The 18,659-nt window shown below is 55.9% G+C and carries 23 protein-coding genes; 11 read left to right on the top strand and 12 right to left on the bottom strand.

The window, feature by feature from the left end; genetic code table 11:
• Window positions 1-61 precede the first annotated feature (61 nt).
• From RGV33_RS10695 to RGV33_RS10685, 3 genes are read right to left on the bottom strand one after another with little or no spacing between them, the layout of a single operon-like run.
• Window positions 62-454, bottom strand: a complete 393-nt coding sequence (locus RGV33_RS10695) for a hypothetical protein (RefSeq protein ID WP_322144246.1) — start codon at window positions 452-454, stop codon at window positions 62-64.
• Window positions 455-489: 35 nt separating this feature from the next.
• The gene (locus RGV33_RS10690) at window positions 490-1,191 is read right to left on the bottom strand and encodes a hypothetical protein (RefSeq protein WP_322144245.1); all 702 of its coding nucleotides are present in this window, start codon (window positions 1,189-1,191) and stop codon (window positions 490-492) included.
• Window positions 1,192-1,228: 37 nt separating this feature from the next.
• On the bottom strand, window positions 1,229-1,696 hold the full coding sequence (locus RGV33_RS10685) for a hypothetical protein (RefSeq protein WP_322144244.1): 468 nt from the start codon (window positions 1,694-1,696) through the stop codon (window positions 1,229-1,231).
• A 150-nt stretch (window positions 1,697-1,846) separates the two neighbouring features.
• Between RGV33_RS10685 and RGV33_RS10680 the strand changes: the two genes are divergently transcribed.
• Window positions 1,847-2,119 carry a DUF3630 family protein gene (locus tag RGV33_RS10680; protein WP_322144243.1) on the top strand — a complete coding sequence of 91 codons (273 nt, stop codon included), beginning with the start codon at window positions 1,847-1,849 and terminating at the stop codon, window positions 2,117-2,119.
• Window positions 2,120-2,444: 325 nt separating this feature from the next.
• Complete coding sequence (locus tag RGV33_RS10675) at window positions 2,445-2,777, top strand: DUF6124 family protein (RefSeq protein WP_167662448.1); 333 nt, start codon at window positions 2,445-2,447, stop codon at window positions 2,775-2,777.
• Between the two features lie 22 nt (window positions 2,778-2,799).
• Here RGV33_RS10675 and RGV33_RS10670 read toward each other — a convergent pair whose 3' ends face one another.
• On the bottom strand, window positions 2,800-3,033 hold the full coding sequence (locus RGV33_RS10670) for a hypothetical protein (protein ID WP_003214497.1): 234 nt from the start codon (window positions 3,031-3,033) through the stop codon (window positions 2,800-2,802).
• Between the two features lie 263 nt (window positions 3,034-3,296).
• Here RGV33_RS10670 and RGV33_RS10665 point away from each other — a divergent pair, with 263 nt between their 5' ends.
• The 5 genes from RGV33_RS10665 (at window position 3,297) to RGV33_RS10645 (ending at window position 7,766) form a co-directional block, all read left to right on the top strand.
• Window positions 3,297-3,599 carry a hypothetical protein gene (locus RGV33_RS10665; RefSeq protein WP_093121147.1) on the top strand — a complete coding sequence of 101 codons (303 nt, stop codon included), beginning with the start codon at window positions 3,297-3,299 and terminating at the stop codon, window positions 3,597-3,599.
• Window positions 3,600-3,645: 46 nt separating this feature from the next.
• Window positions 3,646-4,050: a hypothetical protein gene (locus tag RGV33_RS10660; RefSeq protein WP_322144242.1), complete on the top strand. Its 405-nt coding sequence runs from the start codon at window positions 3,646-3,648 to the stop codon at window positions 4,048-4,050.
• A 786-nt stretch (window positions 4,051-4,836) separates the two neighbouring features.
• Entirely contained in the window at window positions 4,837-5,214 is a 378-nt protein-coding gene (locus RGV33_RS10655) for a hypothetical protein (RefSeq protein WP_322144241.1), read from the top strand.
• A gap of 262 nt (window positions 5,215-5,476) precedes the next feature.
• Complete coding sequence (locus RGV33_RS10650; RefSeq protein WP_322144240.1) at window positions 5,477-6,394, top strand: hypothetical protein; 918 nt, start codon at window positions 5,477-5,479, stop codon at window positions 6,392-6,394.
• Between the two features lie 427 nt (window positions 6,395-6,821).
• A complete protein-coding gene (locus tag RGV33_RS10645; RefSeq protein WP_322144239.1) occupies window positions 6,822-7,766 on the top strand; it encodes a DMT family transporter in 945 nt (314 codons plus the stop codon).
• Between the two features lie 124 nt (window positions 7,767-7,890).
• On the opposite strand, the gene RGV33_RS10640 is transcribed toward RGV33_RS10645, so the two are convergent.
• The 5 genes from RGV33_RS10640 to RGV33_RS10620 form a co-directional block, all read right to left on the bottom strand.
• Window positions 7,891-8,373 (bottom strand): GNAT family N-acetyltransferase, encoded by a 483-nt coding sequence (locus RGV33_RS10640; protein WP_322144238.1) that lies wholly within the window; start codon window positions 8,371-8,373, stop codon window positions 7,891-7,893.
• Between the two features lie 168 nt (window positions 8,374-8,541).
• Window positions 8,542-9,063 (bottom strand): DUF2846 domain-containing protein, encoded by a 522-nt coding sequence (locus RGV33_RS10635; protein WP_322144237.1) that lies wholly within the window; start codon window positions 9,061-9,063, stop codon window positions 8,542-8,544.
• A 65-nt stretch (window positions 9,064-9,128) separates the two neighbouring features.
• On the bottom strand, window positions 9,129-9,794 hold the full coding sequence (locus RGV33_RS10630) for a hypothetical protein (RefSeq protein WP_322144236.1): 666 nt from the start codon (window positions 9,792-9,794) through the stop codon (window positions 9,129-9,131).
• Between the two features lie 326 nt (window positions 9,795-10,120).
• Window positions 10,121-10,690, bottom strand: a complete 570-nt coding sequence (locus tag RGV33_RS10625; protein WP_322144235.1) for an SHOCT domain-containing protein — start codon at window positions 10,688-10,690, stop codon at window positions 10,121-10,123.
• A 41-nt stretch (window positions 10,691-10,731) separates the two neighbouring features.
• Window positions 10,732-11,097 (bottom strand): hypothetical protein, encoded by a 366-nt coding sequence (locus RGV33_RS10620; protein WP_322144234.1) that lies wholly within the window; start codon window positions 11,095-11,097, stop codon window positions 10,732-10,734.
• A 109-nt stretch (window positions 11,098-11,206) separates the two neighbouring features.
• Here RGV33_RS10620 and RGV33_RS10615 point away from each other — a divergent pair, with 109 nt between their 5' ends.
• Window positions 11,207-11,479, top strand: coding sequence for a hypothetical protein (locus RGV33_RS10615; RefSeq protein WP_322144233.1), 273 nt, complete (start codon window positions 11,207-11,209; stop codon window positions 11,477-11,479).
• A 134-nt stretch (window positions 11,480-11,613) separates the two neighbouring features.
• Window positions 11,614-13,080 (top strand): DUF726 domain-containing protein, encoded by a 1,467-nt coding sequence (locus tag RGV33_RS10610; protein WP_322144232.1) that lies wholly within the window; start codon window positions 11,614-11,616, stop codon window positions 13,078-13,080.
• 197 nt (window positions 13,081-13,277) lie between these two features.
• On the opposite strand, the gene RGV33_RS10605 is transcribed toward RGV33_RS10610, so the two are convergent.
• From RGV33_RS10605 to RGV33_RS10595, 3 genes are read right to left on the bottom strand one after another with little or no spacing between them, the layout of a single operon-like run.
• On the bottom strand, window positions 13,278-13,667 hold the full coding sequence (locus RGV33_RS10605) for a hypothetical protein (RefSeq protein WP_322144231.1): 390 nt from the start codon (window positions 13,665-13,667) through the stop codon (window positions 13,278-13,280).
• A complete protein-coding gene (locus tag RGV33_RS10600; RefSeq protein ID WP_322144230.1) occupies window positions 13,664-15,019 on the bottom strand; it encodes a PAAR domain-containing protein in 1,356 nt (451 codons plus the stop codon). The genes RGV33_RS10605 and RGV33_RS10600 overlap by 4 nt, the downstream gene beginning before the upstream one ends.
• Complete coding sequence (locus RGV33_RS10595; RefSeq protein WP_322144229.1) at window positions 15,016-15,513, bottom strand: hypothetical protein; 498 nt, start codon at window positions 15,511-15,513, stop codon at window positions 15,016-15,018. Before RGV33_RS10595 ends, RGV33_RS10600 begins: the two co-directional genes overlap by 4 nt.
• A 433-nt stretch (window positions 15,514-15,946) precedes the next feature.
• Between RGV33_RS10595 and RGV33_RS10590 the strand changes: the two genes are divergently transcribed.
• Window positions 15,947-16,399 (top strand): (2Fe-2S)-binding protein, encoded by a 453-nt coding sequence (locus RGV33_RS10590; RefSeq protein WP_322144228.1) that lies wholly within the window; start codon window positions 15,947-15,949, stop codon window positions 16,397-16,399.
• On the top strand, window positions 16,399-18,651 hold the full coding sequence (locus RGV33_RS10585) for a xanthine dehydrogenase family protein molybdopterin-binding subunit (protein ID WP_322144227.1): 2,253 nt from the start codon (window positions 16,399-16,401) through the stop codon (window positions 18,649-18,651). Before RGV33_RS10590 ends, RGV33_RS10585 begins: the two co-directional genes overlap by 1 nt.
• Window positions 18,652-18,659: the final 8 nt, after the last annotated feature.

Below are 18,659 nucleotides of genomic sequence, written 5' to 3'. Positions count from 1 at the left end.
TGGACGCCCCGCGCAGCAAAAAGTGTATTTTTCTTTCCTCCCGTGCCCCGCCACAGATGCGCTAGCTGAACGCAATGTAAACAGGCTCCTGCTCCACCGCCGACTGCTCACAAGCACGCACCAGATCCCGCACGCAATAAAACCGCCAGCCCTTGCCCGCGCCCCACTTGGCAGCCACATCCTGAAGCGAGGCTGCTTCATCCCGCGCGGCCCGCTCCCAATCATCGTGCCCGATCTCGGCGATCAAGCGTGTTTGGTAGTCCTTCAAAAAGGGAAGCAAGCCCTGCGCATGATCAACCTCCAACAGCACAACGTCAGCCGAATCGAGTTGCTGCCTGGCCGCCTCGACCCAGTCCCGCGCCTGCAACGGAAGCGCGTCCAACACCGCCTCAAAGGCCGACCCCGACTTGTCGCTGCCCTGAAACGAACCACACCCAATCTCGCCACCCGCCATGCCCTTCTCCTTAACCGTTATTCATACCCGCCCGGTTACTGACTTAACCCCAGGCGCTTTTTCGCCTTGTAGCAATCATTGATCGCGATTGCCTGCTGGTAATACTCCGTACGCTGCGCACGGTTACTGTCCCCCAGCAGCCGGTACATTTCAGCCTGATAATCCCGACTGCTGCCCCACTGCAACGCCATGCCCTGGGGCATCTCGGCCCGGCACTCAAGCTTCACTGCGGGCTGCGGAAAATACTGCTCATACGCGGGCGTGCTGGTTGCAATGGCCTTCAGCGTTGTCTGGAATTCGGGTGTGTTCGTCAATTCATAGCAAAAGGAGGAAAGCTGCAGGGCTGGTGGTGCAAAGCCTTGCAGGAAGCTGCGTTCCAACAGCGGGCAAGCCTTTTCCTTGATGACGTCGATTGGGTAGAACAACACGTAGATCATCGCCAGGCGATGCTGCGCCACTGGGTGGTCCAGCGCGGCAGCCTGTTCAAGCAACTTGATCGCCGGTTTGAGTGATTCACCCGCCTCCTCCACCAGCGCCTGGGAACGCTTTTTCTCGTCTGCGCTGGCGGTGGGAAAGTTCGCAGGCACCGCTTCCAGTTTGGTGTTGGCTCGCTGGAGATACGGCAACGCCTGCTGATAAAGGCGCTCGGCGTGAGGGTCGATGGGCGGCGTGTTGGCCGTGCACAGTTGCGGTAACAGGCAGCCCAGAAACAGGGGAATAAAGCGGCAAATATTCATAAACAGGCTTCCATGCGTCGGGGGATTCAGGTGCCGCTCATGCGGTAGTGTCCCAATAGAAATGGATGAACTCATCCTCGTATTCCGCGACCAGCGAAACGATAAACTCGGTCTTCATGGAATACATCATCAGCGCACCGACAAAGCCCGTTGGCTCGTGCAGTGGCAGTTTGAGCGGCGCGACCAACTCATTCGCCTGGTCGGCAACCATTTGGTTGAATTCGGCTTCCGATATGTTCTCAAACTTGGCATCGGATACGTATCCGGCGAAGTATTCCTGCCTTCTGCACCAGTCGTGCTGGCGTTCTGCGTAAAGCCAGAAGCGCAAACCGTTGTCATTTTGCGGGTTGGGCGCGCGGGTGACCCTGATGCACGCCTCTGCGTCGGGAGTCCGAAAGGCATCCTGTGGATAGGTGACGTAATAGATACCGGGGTACGGACGGCCCGAACCGTAGTGAAACAATTGCTCACGGTGAATCTGGTCAAAGTCGTTTTTATCGAACACGAAGAGGTCCTTTATTCATGCCGAGCGGACGGGTGATGGGGGTGCTCGTTGTCACGGGCTCATTCCTTTGAAAGCTGCGCAGGTTCTGTCACATTCTACGACAAGCATCTCACGGCGAAGCACGCCCTTTCACCCTATCGATGATCCCTTATGGAAATACAGATTTCGGAAACGTCCGACTGGCAATTGTTCGCGACCATCGCCGAAACGCTGGAGCACGGTTTGAGCGGCGAATGGACCGTAAAGGCCGACGGGCTGGATCAGCGCTATTGGGATTTGCGCGTGGAAGGCCAGACCCTCACCCTGCACCTTGAGCATTATTTGGGGATCAGCCTGCTCATGCCTGGCCAGGGCGAGAGCCTGGAGGGTTTGAGTGATTTGGGGTTGAGGGCGTATCGGTTGGTGGTTCCCTTTGCGGGATAAAGCAGACTTTGCGTAGGTCGTAGCACCTTGCTCCTTTGCCTACGCTTGCGTCAGAATCCGCCGGCTTGTGCACCTGGGTGGTCATCTCTAAGGTTGCTCGGTCGCTGAAAACTCAGTGATCGGGTTTAGTAGCCCTAGGGTCAATTACACTTAGTGCATGAGCTACATCTATCAGACGTTCCTGTCTGTGCTTGATGGTGGCTGTGCGTAGGGCGCCTTCGGGCGCGCCGGCTTTGTGTAATTCCCCGGTCTACTAACCTGCGTACAGCTGCCACCCTTCTTGTGTAGTAGCGAAAGGGTGTCGGCCCCATTCAGGAATTGCACCATGTTCAAAGTAACGCCGAATCCTCCGAAGAAACCGGATCTAAAACTCCACCAGGCTGCCCAGCGCGCCATTGATCACTACCTCAATCCCGGCACTGATGCCGAGACAGTCCCAGAGACAACCGCCCTTTTCAGCGTCACCTCCGGCGTCAGCAGCGAAATCCTGATCGCCAACAGCTACGAAACCGTCTCCTCCGTCAGCGCCCTGCTGCTCGACCTGTCCGACGAACTGACCGGCAAAGACCGCGACGTGGCATTGGCCATACACCAACTGAGCGAATTGAGCGTACTGCTGATCGGCAAACTGATGGACCGCGAAACACCTCGGGCGTAGCGCCCAACGCAGTCGTGCGGGACTAGCCCTTCAACTCACCCAACCGATTACTCGCCGCGTCGTCGTATGCCACATACAGCGACTCGGCGATTTGGCTTTTGATGGCCTTGGCGCTTTCCAGACCCAATACAAAACCTTCAGCCTTGCCGCCTGCGCGGTTCAGGTCTTCTTTGGTGTCAGCACCGGTGATGGCGTCGAGGAGTTTGATGGCCTGCGGGCCTACGCCTTTTGGGAGGCTGATTTGGTCGATGCTCATTGGGAGGCCTCGGATGAGGTGCGGGATGGGGTGGTGCGGGGTGAAGAGGTCATGGGCGATACCTTGAGATTGAGGTCGGTAGCGCGTGGAACCACTGCCGGAGGTGAGCATGGTAGACCGGTATGGGAATTAAAGGGCCGGTTTCGGCCAGAAGCGGTCACTCCGCATCACATCCCCGGCCTGAAAGCCTGGATAGCCGAGTTGACCGTTCACGATGCAGTGCAGCAGCATGTGATCAATCATTAAGTGCTTCCAGGAAACCTATGCATAGCCCTGTAGATCTTCATGAGTTGTTGGCGCACGTCAGAGATGAACCGTCGTTCATACGATTTATCGAAGCCCTCGGTGTAGATTTCGCCAGCGGGCGTTTAATTGAAAAGACATCGCCTTCATCGGTCTATGGGCCAAGTGCTCTTGGCTGGGAAAATGTGTCCGTTGACGCGTTTTTTGATGCGGCAGCTTCGTGGGCAGACGCCAGTTCCCGACTTGCCCAAGAGGATAGGTCGATACCCAATGTTTGGCATCGCTGTGCGGCCATTTTGCTGGCTGGGAAGTATTATGAGTGACACGGGTACGACATCCGCAACGTGGGAGGGAACCGTGGACGGGAGGTTGCCAAAGAACCAACGCAATAAGCTATTGGTTGAAGCCGAAGCCTACGGTTTAACGTTGAATGATCTTGCTGCCACCTGCGAGGAATTCGGCGTGGCCCCCCGCAATCTGCTGAACGAGCTATCCATAGCGGTTGCTGAAGACTACTTGGCAGGGGCTTTGACTTACGAGTTCTGCGATGGCGTCATGAACGGGCTCATCGCTGCCATCGTTGATGTGGGCATGACCAATGACATGCCGCAGCCTGCTTTCTCGCTTTATCAGGCCTTTGATCAGGGGGAGTGGGGGCGCCATGATGATCCGCCGGAGATTGATACCATTGAGATATATGTGAAGCCGCTGGTTGTGCAGATAGTGCGTGAGTTTCAGGGTGGTCGCGGATATCGGCCAGAAGCAGATCTTTAAGCTGGAAAAATAAATCCTTCGAATTTCTTCCCGCTTTGAGAGTTTGTCTACGCACTTTTACGCTCTCTGGGCTGGTAAGCAGAGTTGGGAAATCAACTCGTCCCCTCTTCAAAAGTTGGTGCAAATGATGGCTCCCTTCGTTCTTCAGGACTTCGACGTTGGATGGGTCGCTACCGACGCCCTCGGACAGGTTGCGCTCTTCACTACAGGTGGCCCCGGACCAGTTCCTGATTCCGCGATACCCTCCGTCGAAAACTCCGAAGAATTTGTCCTTTCCTTGCCGAAAGTGTCCGATGTAGATCGGGCCACTGTTGGGGCTGGTGCAAACGCTTTCGTTGAATTTGCTAAACGTGGGTTCTTTGCTTACGACTGGTCGGACGTTCATCGCGATTCACGCCAGGCGTTGAGGGGGTATGAGCTGCAATACCGTCCCCAGAATCCACTGAAACTATTCGATTTGCCTGCCCCATTACGGGCATTGACTGAGGTTACCCGGCTATCTCACGTAATCTTCGGAGCATCCATCATAGTGATAGGTGATCAGGTTTCTTAGCCTTTATTCGGCGATTAGGGACCGCTTTTTTGGAGCGGAAGCGTTCAGTTGCGTACGGTAGCTATCGGCCAAAAGCAGTCATTCAATACTCTAAAGAATCAGGAGTTATTCAACATATTCATCGTTCTTAGTGACTAGTTCATAAACTATTCATGCAGTACTTAAAAGCTAGCCCTAAAGTTTCGCTGGACTCTGCCGATAGCGAGGTGGAGTGTTAACCTGGAGAAAGCGTCATGGATGTTAATGTTTATAAAATTGAAGATGTGGCTAATGATTTTGTCTTAAATAAAATAAAGTCACATGAGAGTTTTGTTCTTGAGTGCGGCGAATTCAACAGGTACTCAAACACTCTGACGTGGCTGGAGAACGCTATTGAATCAGAAGGCATGTCTGTCAGGATTTATATGATGGCTCGCAACCTCTCGATGGGGAGCTTTGCAGGTTTTGCCGGAGCGAGCATTGTCGGTGCACCAGTGGCGCTAGGAGCGCTTGCCGTAGGTCTGGTGGCCGGTGTTGGCATCGCCGCTCACAACCTCGCGACACTGAATCCCGATTACGAGATCGGCAAAAATCCACTCTCAACTACCCTGTACGTAGACTACAAAAAGTGAGAGTTCTGGTATGTGTTCTCTGCCGGACTGAATCGCCCCAAGTTTAGTAGACTTTTTATATTTCTGCTTCTGGCCGATTTCTGCCTGTCGTAGCGAGCAGCAATCGGCCAAAAGCTGACGATCTCTGCCAAGTTAGACATTAAAATGGGCGACTACGTAGGGTCGATTCAATTCGACTTACCCAAGTTGAGTTGAAGGGAAGTCGCATCAGGTAAGCGGCTACCTTGTCAGTGGATGCCGGCTTGAGGAGAGTTTACGAAATATGGATTTTGAGGGTGGCGAATCTGACGGGGTTGAGCCTATTGAACAGGCTTCGGACAACCGATTGAGTGTGGTGGTGACAAGCGGAGATCTTGGCCGCACAGAAGTGCGGCGCCGGCTGGTTGAAAACCGGATGCGCGTCTTATTTGATCAGGTGGAAGTGGAGGATACGTTCAGCTTCTTCAAAAAAATATCCGGGGATGGCCATCGATCCTACTGGGAACAAGTGATCCCGCCGGTAATCGGCAAATTCGATCTGAAGCCTAGTGCTTTTCTCACGAAAGCCAGAGCCATGAGGCCCGAAAAGCCGGACGCAACCGTGTCTGCTTTTGCAAACTGGGTGTATAGCCTATACGGCCGACCTGGTGAGGATGACGATGCTTTGAAACGGGGGCTTGAAGCCGAAAAAGTAATTTTCGAGTTCTGTCAGAACAGTCATGTGGGTCCTAAGGAAGCATGGACAATCGCTTCGCCCTTGATGTTAAGCAGGCGCCCAGACGGCTGGAAGCTGGTGCATCAGGGCATCCATCTGAACGACAAACATGTTCCCTATTTTGCGCTGGAGGAACTGACAGTTAGAGGAGAGCCCTTGAGAGCATCTCCGGACTTGCTTTTTCGCAACTCTCAAACCGGCCATGTGCTTATCGTTGAGATTAAGCTATCCAGGCAGTCTATCCCATCGAATCTATGGCCAAACATTTGGGCTCAGTTGTGGTGTTACTCCCAAATCCCCACGGTTATGCAGGCACCGTCAGTGACCGTCACCGGTGAGGTATGGGCTGAGGGCTCGCTCAAGCCATATCGCCGCTCGCCTTCGATACCTGCGCTCTACCTGCGCGCGATGGCTCGCCGCGACCCGCGCGATGCGGCATACGATCGGTTTTTTCGCGAGCTGTTTGAAATCTACCGTGGTGGTTAGTTTCTAGTGCAGCGCTTACTCGATAGACCGCTTGTGGCCGAAAGCGGTCTTTCGCGAACAGCCGTTCCCGACCATCACGAATTATTCAACTTATCTCCATATTGTCGGGACAAAAGCGATCTATTCCAAATCAATAAATCGATCCCTTTCCGACCTAGTTGCCGAAAACACGCTGGGACGCTTCCGCCAAAAGACTCATACGATCTCCTTCTAACGACCAGCTGAATTAGAGCTATCCGTCCCAGGCCCGGCTCCCCCTACGAACTTCGGTAGAAGCCTCTTCAGTAGGCACTTCTAGCCAACGTAACTAAAACAACCCCTTGCCCCCTCCCACCAAACACGCTACAAATCCCATCACCAAGTTGTACGACAACCTAAAAATAATCCCCCATCCCCGACGATGGCGCCAACTCCCCGAGCCCCCACCATGACTCCCCCTGCCCCCACCCAATTCCCCCGCCACATCGCCGTTCTCATCCTCCTCTGCATGGGCTGCGCCTTCGCCGGCAACCACATCGCCGCCCGCGTGGCCTTCGACGACGGCGCCGGAGTCCTGCTGGCCATCCTGATGCGCTCCGGCGGTACCCTGTTAGTGCTGGCGATACTGGTCCTATACCAACGCCAAAACCTGCGCCTCCCCCCAGGCGCATGGCGCTGGCAAGTGCTCCTGGGCCTGCTCATCGCCACCCAAAGCCTCTGCCTCTACTCCGCCGTCGCCCGTGTGCCGGTAGCGCTGGCCTTGCTGGTCGCCAACGTGTTCCCCATCCTGCTGGCCCTGCTCACCTGGGCACTCGGCGGTCCACGCCCCACCGCGCGCACGGCGTTGCTGATGGGCCTGATTCTGGTGGGCCTGGTGTTCGTGCTGGACGTACCCGGCCGCCTCTCCGCCAACACCACCCTCGGCCCGGAATGGCTGCTCGGCATCTCTCTGGCCTTTTGCGCGGCGTTCGTGTTCGCTTGCGCGCTGTGGATCACCGACCACAAGCTGTCTCAGGTGCGCGGTTCGGTGCGCAGCCTGCTGACGATCTTTATCGTGTTCAGCAGCGTCAACCTCGCGGGCTTGAGCGGTGCGCTTGTCGATGGCCTGAACCTACCGGCCACCAGTACCGGTTGGCTGGCATTGGCCACGTTGGTGGTGCTGTATGGCACGGGGTTTATCGTGCTGTTCATTTCGGTGCCGCGCCTGGATATGCCGCGTAATGCGCCGGTGATGAACATTGAGCCGCTGGCGACGTTGTTGATGGGCTGGATCGTGCTCGACCAGATGCTCAACGCCGGGCAGGTGGTGGGCGGGGTTATTGTGGTGACGGGGATTGTGCTGCTGACTTATCGCAAGTCTGCCCGGCCTTCCGCCAAGGCTCAGGTTGCGTAAGTCGAAAGGTGGAACGAAAAAGGGGCGGATCCATTTTTAAATGAAGCCCTCCCCTGTATTTGCTGGTTTTAGGCTAGCGCTTAGTGGCGCTGATGAGCGGAAATTCCTGTATCCCTTCAACCCACTAACATGCTGGGCCGCTCACCGTAAGATTCTGACGGACATAATAATTGTCGAACTCACTGCTTTCGACGAACTGGAAACCATGGCGGGTGTAAAAACGATTCGAGGCGCTTTCTTTGAGGGCACCTACTTTAATCGGGAGTGCAGCCGCATCCGCCACTTTGAAAATCTGAGTGAGCACAGCGGAGCCGATCCCCGAACCTTGCGCGCTCGGTCTCACGTAGAAGTGGTCGAGCACGAGTTCAGTGGGGTGGTGCTTGACCACTACAAAGCCAACCCTCTCTCCAGATACCTCAATGTAATGGGTGTTGTGGGCTTCAAAACCGCTAACAAAGCGCTCGCGGGCCCGTACCGGATCAAATCGCCCGACGCGCTCCAGACTTTCGCGCATGGCGTCGATTCGGATGGCGACAAGATCGTCCAGGTCGCTTTGTTGAGCGCGAACTAACGTCACTGGGGCGTTTTGATTGGGTTTGATGGGCATAGGTTGCGCTTCGCGTAGTATCCAGGGATGGCCAGTATAGGAAGATCATTTCTATCGTGGTCACGCTCTCCAATGCAGCCCCGTAGGGCTGGTCGGATTTTCCCTCAACACTCTATCCTGCCAAGGCAGGCTCGGAACGAGGCTGGCCGGAGCATGGGTTACGCATGATTACGGTGCGGTTGCCGGCAGCTCCTGGCACCACTTGATAGAACGCAGCGCTTCCTCGGCAGGCACAAGCGCGTAGCGCGAGTAAAACATTGTTCCACCGAAACGACCCTCATCGACTTCGCCCAAGGTCTGTCCGTCCTTGTAGGCAGAAGTGCTGAGTTGGTCTGCGATGTAATACACCTTTCCATTCTCGACGGTGATATCGAAACGTTTGTTAACCATACCGCTGATGATAGGTGGCGAGGTGGAGGCAATGCTGTGCTTGCCGGCGGGAATGCCAGCTTTGAAAAAACTACCGGAGGGCAAGCTGCCGATGGCGCGGCCATCGACCAGAATGGTCGGAGCGACCCCTTTACCGATGCTGGCCGACGTGCGATAGAAGTACACCGTGGCCTGGTCTGGACGGGGTTCTGCCGGTGACGTAAAAAATGGTTGGCCTGTCAGGTCCGGACCGCTGATGCAGCCGGTCAGTGAGGCTAGGGCCGCGAACAGGCTGGCCCAGAGTAGCGTGCAGCGCTTCATGGCATGGAGCTCCTTGAACTTGGATCAATGGGCGGCGGTATTGGTGACTGTCACCGGTACCGGATTCAGAGCGTGCAGAGCCCTTTGCCGAAGTCAGTGGCATCAGAACTCGGCCAAGGTGCAAAACCGCTCTTTGCCGTCAAATTCACGATGTTCCGGTCCTTGAGCATCCAGTACTTGCGCTTCAACTCCTCCACCGTGTTCTCGGCGTTATTCACGTTGGACAGGCAGAAGCGCAGGGCATCGGCGCGCAGATCGCCGATATAGAGGGTTTCCCCGGCCTTCACCGAGAAAACCGCAGGCACAGGGCGCGGCATGGATCTTCCCGCGTAATACACGTAACTCCACTGCGTGTACTCATACTCACCAGGCGGCACTTCATACATGAAGAAATGGCCCAGTATATGGGGTGACGGCTGGTCATCTTCATTGCCCAACGTCGTCAGCCGCAGTACGGTGCCGGGCCCTCCCTTTTGCCTGATCTCAACCACCAGCCCATGCGGCTGCATCAGATAGCTCTCACCAATCGAACCCACGATGATCGCCTTACTCGGGTCCGGTGCGTGCTTGCCGTCGTAACGCGACGTCGCGCACCCGGATAAAAGGGTCGCGCAGAGTGCAACCGCGCCCCAGACGGGATATTTTTTGCTGACTTTCCCTAGCATTGGTCTTTTTCCGATCAGTAATCTTGCAGTTCGTAGATCCCAGCCGAGCGAACCAAAAGTACGCACACTTGGTCCATGGTGGCCGGCTCGTCCGGACCTATTGTCCAGCTAGCAGCACCTTGATAACAACCCGTTCTTGACCAATCAACGCCAGGCTCCTCGACCGCGAAGCGCCCTGCCCTGGCTGATGACTAACCCGGCAACTGACTAGCCCGATGACTCGCCGCATATGGCGTCGAGAAGCTTGGCCCGGACGACTAGCGTGGTGACTGCTTTCGGCCACCAGCGGTCATTCAGATGTGTTACTAATTCACGGGCGATTCACATTTCCTAGTGACAAATCGCGGGCACCAAAAAAGCCCCGAAGGGCTTCTGGTTACGCTAGGTTAACCTCACTGAAGAAGCTTCTTCCTTGCGTCGTTGAATTCTTGCTCAGTGATATGACCATCATCCTTGAGCTTTGCCCATTTGATCAGTTCATCAGCAACAGAGAACGTGCGAAGCCGCTCACCCTTGATGATGTCAACGTCGCTGGAGTCCTCCACTCCCTTCGCTTTGCTGGAGAAAATACCGTTCTTCTCTACCCATTCTGAATGGCGGCGTAGCGGGTTCAAGAAAAGAAAATTCAGAATGACGATGTAAAATATCGCAATACCGCCCAATGAAAGGGATGCGAAGAATCCGTTCGTCTGGCGATCCCATCGTTCTTCTGCTCCCAGCGTGGTTGCGAAGTACAAAGCGAAAAGGGCGCATCCTGTGAGCAAGATATAAACGTAGTATTTGAAATACTGTCCAGACGTTTCGATGTGAGAGAAGTCACTGTTTTTCTTCATCATCACAAGCCCAAAAATCAAGAAAAGGGCTGGAATTATACCTACTAGAAAAAACATAGAAGGGGCTAGCAGGATAGCGAAAATCAGTAACTTGATCTGTTGGTTGCTCGTCATTGGTGTGTTGTTCATGCTTTCAATTCCATGCTTTTCGCTAGAGAAAATATTCAGGCTCAGTGTTTGGTTAGGAACTGCACGATTTGCAGCACGATAATCACAATCGCCCAACCAATGAAAATTCGACGGCGTGTTGAGCTGTTTCGTTTTGATTTGAAAAACGAAGCTATACCTACGTGAATTAACGGAATGAACACGCTTCCACCGAAAGCGCTGGAAAGATAGCTCTGAAACAGGACAGGCTCTTTCACAATGTCCATGACCGGCGATGCGCCGAAGTCGTGTTTGACAGTCGTAATGAAAACTATGACGAAGCTGATCAACGAAAGGACGATTGCGAGGGCTAGCGAGGTGGTTTTTTTCTCGGGAGCTGCAGGCTCATTTTGACCATCCGCTTCTTTGTCAGGTGCTGATACTTCCATGTCTCCTCCTTCGTCAAAAATCGAGAAAACTCGCGGTTAGGGCCACTGTTTCGCGCATGGCATAGTAGCATCACAAGCGACGTAACCAGAAGGATGAGGGAGCTAAGGCATGGACGATTTTCTAGACAGATCAGATGAGCTACACGTTGAGATCTTGGAGCTGCTTGATGGCTTGCCAGCATATCCCGGCGTTCGCCATGAGGTTGCCTTAGTAGCGTTTGGCATGGCTCTGGAACATGCTCTGAGCCTGATTGAATCGCCCCTAGTTTCGTATACATATTCGAATGGCAGCTTATGGCCGAAAGGTGCCGGTAGCGAAGGGCTGCTACCTGCCAAAAGCAGCCCTTCATGGAAAGCTGTGTCCAATAGCAGGCAGCTGTAACCTACACAGCGATAACGAGTATCGCCAGTTCCCAGGGCCTGACGGTCCGATTGCCTCCACTTTAGACATCCGTTTACAAAAAAATAGCAAAATGCCACTATTCGCTCATCTACAACCTTATACAAGGACGTTGCATGAGTCACCAATTCAAATTTATGACACTCCCTTACCATTCCGGAGAGATCGCAAACGTCTTCATCCACGGCTACTCAGCCGGCCACGACATGGAAGACCGGTGCGTGCTGCGCAAGCACATCCCATCTTCCCTCCACGGCTGCATCAACATCTTTGCTTTCTGGCCGTCCGGTCATTGGACCCAGTTCGATAAGTTATCCAGCGTCAGCTTCTCAGCGATCGCCCGGCTTAACATCGTGGCGGGTGCAGCGGCAGTAGCGGTAGATCGCGCCGTGCACTTCAACACTAGCCGCAACCGCGCCACAGCTATGGGAAAAACTCTATTCTCACAACTTGAAATATACCTTCTCAAACATCATCCCTACGTGTCGAAGGTCAATCTGGTCGGACACTCGCTTGGCGGACGGGTGGTCGTAAGTGCACTACGAGATCTACTAGACAAGCCAACTAATCACGACCTCGAAATTGGCGATGTTCTGTTAATGGCTACTGCTGCCGAACTGTCGGGAAACGATGCTCGAGCCATTCGCAAGCGCACAAACTGTAAGCTCTACAATGTTTACTCAAAAGATGATGAAACTCTGCGGTTGAATGTTGGGGAAAGCAGCGCCGGTCGCCGGCCAGTTGCTAACTGCAAAAACGTTCGCATGGAGTCTTTCGGTCATACAGATTATTGGCCGCGTCTGGAGCAGGTACTGCGAGCATCAGGCTTCTACGGCTACAAAAGTGGTCTGCCCGTCTCAAGTCAGCCCCAGCCAATCATCAAGAATCCCGACCCCGTCGTGGCCGACCACTTTATCTACGACCTGCTCGAACTGACCTGCGATCAAATCCGCAATCAAGTCGCAAAGCACCTACGCAGCAGCAGCTGGACAACCCTTGAAATCGACAATTCACCGTATCTGCTGACCCAGGAATTCCAACTACTGGGCGGACATTGCTTGGTCAATCTGGCACGTGGAAGTGGCCTCAAGTACCTACAGATCTTACTCATGCTGGCCGAACACTACGATCTGGAGAGCAAGTTGCACGATTGTGCACGGGTGATTGAGATGGAGGAGCTGCTGATCAGCAAGTGTTTCCATTCTTCTTTCGGTGAGGATCATGTGCTCGGTTCAAAGCAGGGCATTGCTCAACATTTGAATTCCATGTCTGCGAAAGGTTACTTCGAGCAGGTAGATGCGTTGGCGGCGAGCCTGACCGTTACGTCCTACTTCTCGACCCCTGAGGCGCATGCGCCACAGTACCGTGAGACAGCCCAGGTCCTGACGAGTGGGAACATGGGAGTAGTGCTGAAATCTGCATCGGTACTGCCCTCACTTACTAATCTGCTTTCGACCGAGCGTATCAAGGCAGTGGTAACCAATCTAAAAAGCGCAGTCAAACCAGGCTATTCGGCCTTGATTCCGGCTGTCGCAATTCTCTACTACGCACGCTTGAAGCTGAATAACGAAGGGCTGCTCTAACGCTCTGAGAAAACCAGGCAAGTCTTTATGCCAGTCAGTTAAGGAAATACGGCGAGTCGTAAAGCAAGGGAAACATAGGCGTCTGTCAAGCTTTGCAATCGGATTGAGCGAGAAACAGTAGGAGGATTGGGATCCGGTCACACGCCGCTATTTTCTATCGTGGTCTGGCCCCATTTTTTCTGGGGCACAAGGCAAAGCTACTTAAACTTGACTAACGCAGCCGCAATCACGAACCAGGCAGCACAGCTCAACAGCATCACCAATTTGATCTTCAGCAGCCGTTTAAGATAAGCGGGAAAGTTTTCAAGGTCGACAGGGTCCAGTTCACCGATGGCGAGTGATGCCCTCGGCATCATGATCATCTGAGTGAGTTTTATTATTTCCAAGAGGGACCAAATCAAACCCCGCCTCCCCAGACTCGGCCCCCAGAGATACATATAACGGCTGTTTTTCAAGGCATCCTTTATGGCGTCCAAATGACGTCGGCACAGGTACAAGCTGTAGGCAATGCTCAAAATCTCGAGAAGACCCGGGCCACCGGTAACGATGATCACAACCCACAACGGCCAAGTATCGATACTGGTCATGGTTGCCTAGCTTCGTAAATTCTCTCCCCCATGTATTCTCCTCCCACCTCACCAAGAGTTGTACCAACCCATGCGCCAGTCCCTACCAAGGTCGCGACACAGACAATCCCCCCTATACCTGTAGAGAAGCCAAGCGCCAAACAGATAGGCATACCGGCTAATTTGCCTATTCCCCCACCGGCAGCGCCACCAAGAGTTGACAAGCCGAACTTCCCACCTTCGGTAAACTTAATCTTCTCGCAAGCCGCCCCAGAATCCCCGCTACACACTTCCTGAATCGCCAACAACGAAGACACCCCACTAATACCAATCGCGATATACCCCGGAATCTGCCCCGGCCCACCGGCCTTATCCCAATGGTGCACCAGGCTTCGGCTGGATATCCCAAGCGCAGTTTTGAGCTTGGGATGATCGCCCAAGCTCGTTTGGCCCCGCAAACGTGTGGAGTTAAGCAAATGTGTATTCAACTGGGCCATCAGCCGCTTACGATCAGCGAAAAATTGCGGCGATTTAAGATGCCCATGCTGACGATAGCTCTCCTGATGCAGACGCTCCATGCCCTGGAGCGTGTCCCGTAAATTGCTCAGATGCGTTTCCATCACCACCGCGCTGACGCCCAGCCAGGTGGCGGCGGAGGTGGACCCGATATAGCTGGCAATTTCAGCACCGTAGCGAAATCGAAAATCCGCCTCTTCCGGCGTCAAGCCATCCAAAGACGCCTTGACCTGCTGGGCAGCCGCCATCAACTGCGCTTCCTGATAAGTACAGGACGTGTTTTTCGGATCGCTCAACACGATCATCGAGCCAGCTTTAACATCGTTCAGGTCAGGGTTGAGCGCCCAAAACTTGCTCAACACCGTCAAATCGCGCTCGGGGAAAAGTAGGGCCTCCAGTGCTTGGCGGCTCATGATTTGGGGCGCGACATAGAAGCCAGGCTCCTGAAGCTCCACGCTATTGAATACTGGCGGGACTGAATTACCCGTAAACGCCGATTGACGCGGCGCTACGGAAGGGCTGGTTAGCGTTGAATGGGCGGGTTTCGCCATTCGCCTGTCCATTTGCGGTGCAGCGCTTTCGTTCCGGTATTTGGCTGTTAACTCCGTGGGAATCAGACGAGCGTTACAGGGGCAGTCACTGCGGCTGTCCAGCGTGCCCGCCACCAGCCTGCCATGGCTTTCAATATGCGAAATACCACCGACAATCCGATACGTTTTCCCGTCCACCCCACACGTAACCCGGTCACCGGCACAGGCATGAAGCAGGCCCATTATGTTGACTCGGGGATCACCATCCAGAACCTCCCCGCCGCAGGTGGTTTTATTGCCTTTACCAATGAAAAAACCTTCGTTCATTGATGTTTCTCCACGCGCTCGATAGCGGGCAGAAAATCCTCGGCCTGCAGCGCGCCTTCACGGGCGATAAACACCCAGCCACCTTGGGGTGTATTGATAATTTCGTCGCCATTGCTCAGACGACTGCCGACCAGCGCAAAATGGCTATTGCCTTCCCCCGTCCCCGCCACGATTTGGGCCTTGCTGCCATCGGCATATACGGCGTAATCGCCTTTCTGCGCAGCGCGCACTTGCTGACCGTTATCCAACTTGAACTCCATGGGAGTAGTCGCTTGAATCACACCGCCGTTTCGGGTTTGGCTGCCCTCAGCTGCCACGCGGTAAATAGCAATCGGGGGGTGAGCGTTGATGTAAGCCTGCCGTTGATTAACGATCGCCAAGGCGTCTTCATGGAAGTCGGCAAGCTGTTGCTCGGTAAAGTGCGACTTGTCGAGGCTCTGGAGAAATTCTGGGGACACTTCATTGGTATATAAGCGAGGCGTTGCGTGCTCCATCGTGCTGTCCTTTTCTAGCACCCAGCAGGCTCGAACACCGCAACGGTGTTGCCGCATAAGTGTTGGGTCTGCGCCGGAATGGCACGCAAGAGATCCTGCTGGACTGCCCAAAGCCTAACAACTGACCGTTCGGCTAGGCTCCACAAAAAACGAATCGTCAGACAAGCCATCCGGAATTGCCTGTAGGAAAGTCGCCAGGCGCCCCCTCCCCTATCGCAATCCTGTCGAATACTTGCCCAATCCTCCGACCTTCCCCTCTGCGCATAGCAACCCTCTGACCTACGGTCTAGAGTCAATCCAGTATCCCTCTACACTACTCAAACTACGTGCGTTCGAACCAACCGGGCCAACGATGCCAAGCGGCGCAGCCCCACCTCGCCGCCTGAAAAATACTAAAAAAATGCAACACCAACCGATGATCAGCGGGTGAGCCATGGAATTACGAATTAACCAGCAGACCCACCAAGTCGATGCAGAACCCGACACGCCTCTGCTCTGGGTCATCCGCGACAACCTGGGCATGACCGGCACCAAATACGGCTGCGGCCTGGCGCAATGCGGTGCGTGTTCCGTGCTGGTGGACGGCAACGTGGTGCGCTCGTGCGTCACGCCCGTCTCCGGTGTGGTTGGCCGGGAGATCACGACCATCGAGGCGATCGAGTCGGATGATGTCGGCAAGCGGGTCGTTGCCACGTGGGTCGAGTATCAGGTGGCTCAGTGCGGTTACTGCCAGTCCGGCCAGGTGATGGCGGCTACGGCGCTGCTCAAGCAAACGCCCAAGCCGAGCGATGCGCAGATCAAGGCGGCGATGGTCAACCTCTGCCGCTGTGGCACCTATAACGCGATTCATGCGGCGGTGCATGACCTTGCGAAGGGAGAGGCCTGATGAACGTTCGCATTGATCCCGCTGCCCTGCCCTTGGTCGCGGCGTTGAATGACCCGGTGAACCTGTCCCGCCGTCGTTTCCTGGCCAGCACGGCCGTGGGTGCGTTGGTGATTGGTTTTGGTCTGCCGTTGGGTTCTGGCCGGGTGCAGGCGGCCACTGCTGCGGCGGCTGGTGAGCGCGGTACGCAGGTGCCGGCGTTCCTGGAGATTCGCCCGGACAACACGATTCGTTTGCTCAGCCCCTTTATCGAAGGCGGCCAGGGCACGTTCACGGCGATGGCGCAGATTGTCGGCGAGGAGTTGGACGCCGACCCGGCCACGTTCCTGGTTGAGTGCGCCCCGCCCGGCGAAGCCTTTGTGGTGATGGAAAATGGCATGCGTATCACCGGCGGCAGTATGTCGGTGCGCATGAGTTACCCGACGATGCGCCGGCTGGGCGCGCTGGCCCGGGCGATGTTGCTGGAGGCTGGGGCACAGGCGTTGAAGGTGCCGGTGGGTGAGCTGTCGACCGAGCCAGGCAAGGTGGTGCACGCGGCGTCTGGGCGTTCCCTTACGTATGGCGAGCTGGCCGGACGGGCGATGGATTTGCCGGTGCCGGACGTTGCCAGTGTGAAGCTGCGCGACCCAAGCCAATTCCGTTGGATCGGCAAGCCGGTGAAGCGTCTGGATGCGTATGACAAGTCCACCGGCAAGGCGCTGTACAGCATTGATATGAAGGTGGACGGCATGCTCCACGCGGCGGTGCAGCATGCGCCCCGCTTGGGTATGACGGTGGGCAGCCTGCGCAACGAGGACCAGGTCAAGGCCATGCCGGGGGTGCATTCGGTGCATCGCCTGCCGGGTGCGGTGGCGGTGGTGGCTGAACGTTGGTGGCATGCCAAGCGTGCGGTGGAGTCGATTCAGGTGGACTGGCTGGAGCCCACTGCGGATTCGAAGCTGCGCGGGATGGCGAAGGACTTTTCCAGCGACGAGCATTTCAAGCGCCTGGCCGCAGAAACCGGCCCGGCCCGGGATGATGAGAACGAGGGTGATGTGGCCGGCACGCTGGCGAATGCCAAAACCAAGGTCGAGGCCACGTACCACAACCAGTATCTGCACCATGCGCAGCTGGAGCCGCCTTCGGCGCTGGCGAGTTTCAACACTGACGGTTCGCTGGAGATCTGGTTGCCGAATCAGGCGCAGGATATGTTCCTGGCCGATATCGCCAAGCGCACCGGTCTCGACCCGTCGCGGATTACCCTGCACTCGCCGCTGTTGGGTGGGTTTTTCGGCCGGCATTTTCTGTATGACTCGGCCAGCCCGTATCCACAGGCCATTGAGTTGGCCAAGGCGGTCGGGCGCCCGGTGAAGATGATCTGGAGCCGTGAAGAAGAATTCCTGCGGGACGTGCTGCGCCCGGTGGCGGCGGTAAATTTCCGTGGGGCGCTGGACGGTGACGGCTGGCCGGTGGCGATTGAGGCGGTGAGTGCCACCGAGGGGCCGACCGAGGCCCTGGCCGGCAAGCAGGGCGAGAAGCTCGACCCGACGGCGCTGGAGGGGTTGTCTGGGAAGTCGTACGCGATTCCCAACAAGCGCATCGCGCAGATTTATGTAAAGGGCCCGGTGATGCTGGGCTACTGGCGTTCGGTGGGTAACTCGCTGAATGACTTTTTCTACGAGTCGTTTCTGGATGAACTGGCCGACAAGGGCGGCAAAGACCCGTTCGAGTTGCGCCTGCATTTGCTGCGGGATAACCAGCGGCTGACCACGCTGTTGAAGGCGGTGGGTGAGTTGTCGGGGGGCTGGAAACGTGGCCCGTTTGTCGCCGAAGACGGCAGCAAGCGTGCGCGTGGGGTGGCGATGGCGTCGCCGTTCGGCACGCAGACGGCGGTGATTGCCGAGGTGTCGATCGAGAACGGGCAGGTCAAGGTGCATGACATTTGGCAGGCGATCGACCCGGGCAGCATCGTCAACCCGGCGATTGTCGAGGCGCAGGTGAATGGGGCGGTGTCACTGGGCTTGTCCCAGGTGCTGTTGGAAGAGGCGGTGTATGTGGACGGCTTGCCTCGGGCGCGTAACTACGATTTGTACCCGGTGCTGCCGCCTTCGCGGATGGCGCGGGTGCATGTGCGCGTGATCGAGAGCGGGGAAAAAATGGGCGGCATTGGCGAACCGCCGCTGCCCGCCGTGGCGCCTGCCGTGGCCAACGCCGTCGCGGCGTTGACGGGGCAGCGCGTGCGCAGCATGCCGTTAAGCCGCCACTCCTTCACCTGACCGGGGCC

It is taken from the genome of Pseudomonas sp. Bout1, from assembly GCF_034314165.1.
In the GTDB taxonomy this organism is placed as follows: Bacteria; Pseudomonadota; Gammaproteobacteria; order Pseudomonadales; family Pseudomonadaceae; genus Aquipseudomonas.
The sequence above is the reverse complement of the archived record's forward strand: the minus strand, read 5'-3'. Positions and strand labels throughout refer to the sequence as shown.

Coding starts and splice junctions, on each gene's coding strand:
- RGV33_RS10675 (WP_167662448.1), top strand. CDS start 2,445: ATGTTCAAAGTAACGCCGAATCCTCCGAAGAAACCGGATCTAAAACTC.
- RGV33_RS10690 (WP_322144245.1), bottom strand. CDS start 1,191: ATGAATATTTGCCGCTTTATTCCCCTGTTTCTGGGCTGCCTGTTACCG.
- RGV33_RS10625 (WP_322144235.1), bottom strand. CDS start 10,690: ATGAACAACACACCAATGACGAGCAACCAACAGATCAAGTTACTGATT.
- RGV33_RS10670 (WP_003214497.1), bottom strand. CDS start 3,033: ATGAGCATCGACCAAATCAGCCTCCCAAAAGGCGTAGGCCCGCAGGCC.
- RGV33_RS10615 (WP_322144233.1), top strand. CDS start 11,207: ATGGACGATTTTCTAGACAGATCAGATGAGCTACACGTTGAGATCTTG.
- RGV33_RS10640 (WP_322144238.1), bottom strand. CDS start 8,373: ATGCCCATCAAACCCAATCAAAACGCCCCAGTGACGTTAGTTCGCGCT.
- RGV33_RS10595 (WP_322144229.1), bottom strand. CDS start 15,513: ATGGAGCACGCAACGCCTCGCTTATATACCAATGAAGTGTCCCCAGAA.
- RGV33_RS10605 (WP_322144231.1), bottom strand. CDS start 13,667: ATGACCAGTATCGATACTTGGCCGTTGTGGGTTGTGATCATCGTTACC.
- RGV33_RS10620 (WP_322144234.1), bottom strand. CDS start 11,097: ATGGAAGTATCAGCACCTGACAAAGAAGCGGATGGTCAAAATGAGCCT.
- RGV33_RS10650 (WP_322144240.1), top strand. CDS start 5,477: ATGGATTTTGAGGGTGGCGAATCTGACGGGGTTGAGCCTATTGAACAG.
- RGV33_RS10655 (WP_322144241.1), top strand. CDS start 4,837: ATGGATGTTAATGTTTATAAAATTGAAGATGTGGCTAATGATTTTGTC.
- RGV33_RS10590 (WP_322144228.1), top strand. CDS start 15,947: ATGGAATTACGAATTAACCAGCAGACCCACCAAGTCGATGCAGAACCC.
- RGV33_RS10695 (WP_322144246.1), bottom strand. CDS start 454: ATGGCGGGTGGCGAGATTGGGTGTGGTTCGTTTCAGGGCAGCGACAAG.
- RGV33_RS10600 (WP_322144230.1), bottom strand. CDS start 15,019: ATGAACGAAGGTTTTTTCATTGGTAAAGGCAATAAAACCACCTGCGGC.
- RGV33_RS10665 (WP_093121147.1), top strand. CDS start 3,297: ATGCATAGCCCTGTAGATCTTCATGAGTTGTTGGCGCACGTCAGAGAT.
- RGV33_RS10680 (WP_322144243.1), top strand. CDS start 1,847: ATGGAAATACAGATTTCGGAAACGTCCGACTGGCAATTGTTCGCGACC.
- RGV33_RS10585 (WP_322144227.1), top strand. CDS start 16,399: ATGAACGTTCGCATTGATCCCGCTGCCCTGCCCTTGGTCGCGGCGTTG.
- RGV33_RS10610 (WP_322144232.1), top strand. CDS start 11,614: ATGAGTCACCAATTCAAATTTATGACACTCCCTTACCATTCCGGAGAG.
- RGV33_RS10645 (WP_322144239.1), top strand. CDS start 6,822: ATGACTCCCCCTGCCCCCACCCAATTCCCCCGCCACATCGCCGTTCTC.
- RGV33_RS10635 (WP_322144237.1), bottom strand. CDS start 9,063: ATGAAGCGCTGCACGCTACTCTGGGCCAGCCTGTTCGCGGCCCTAGCC.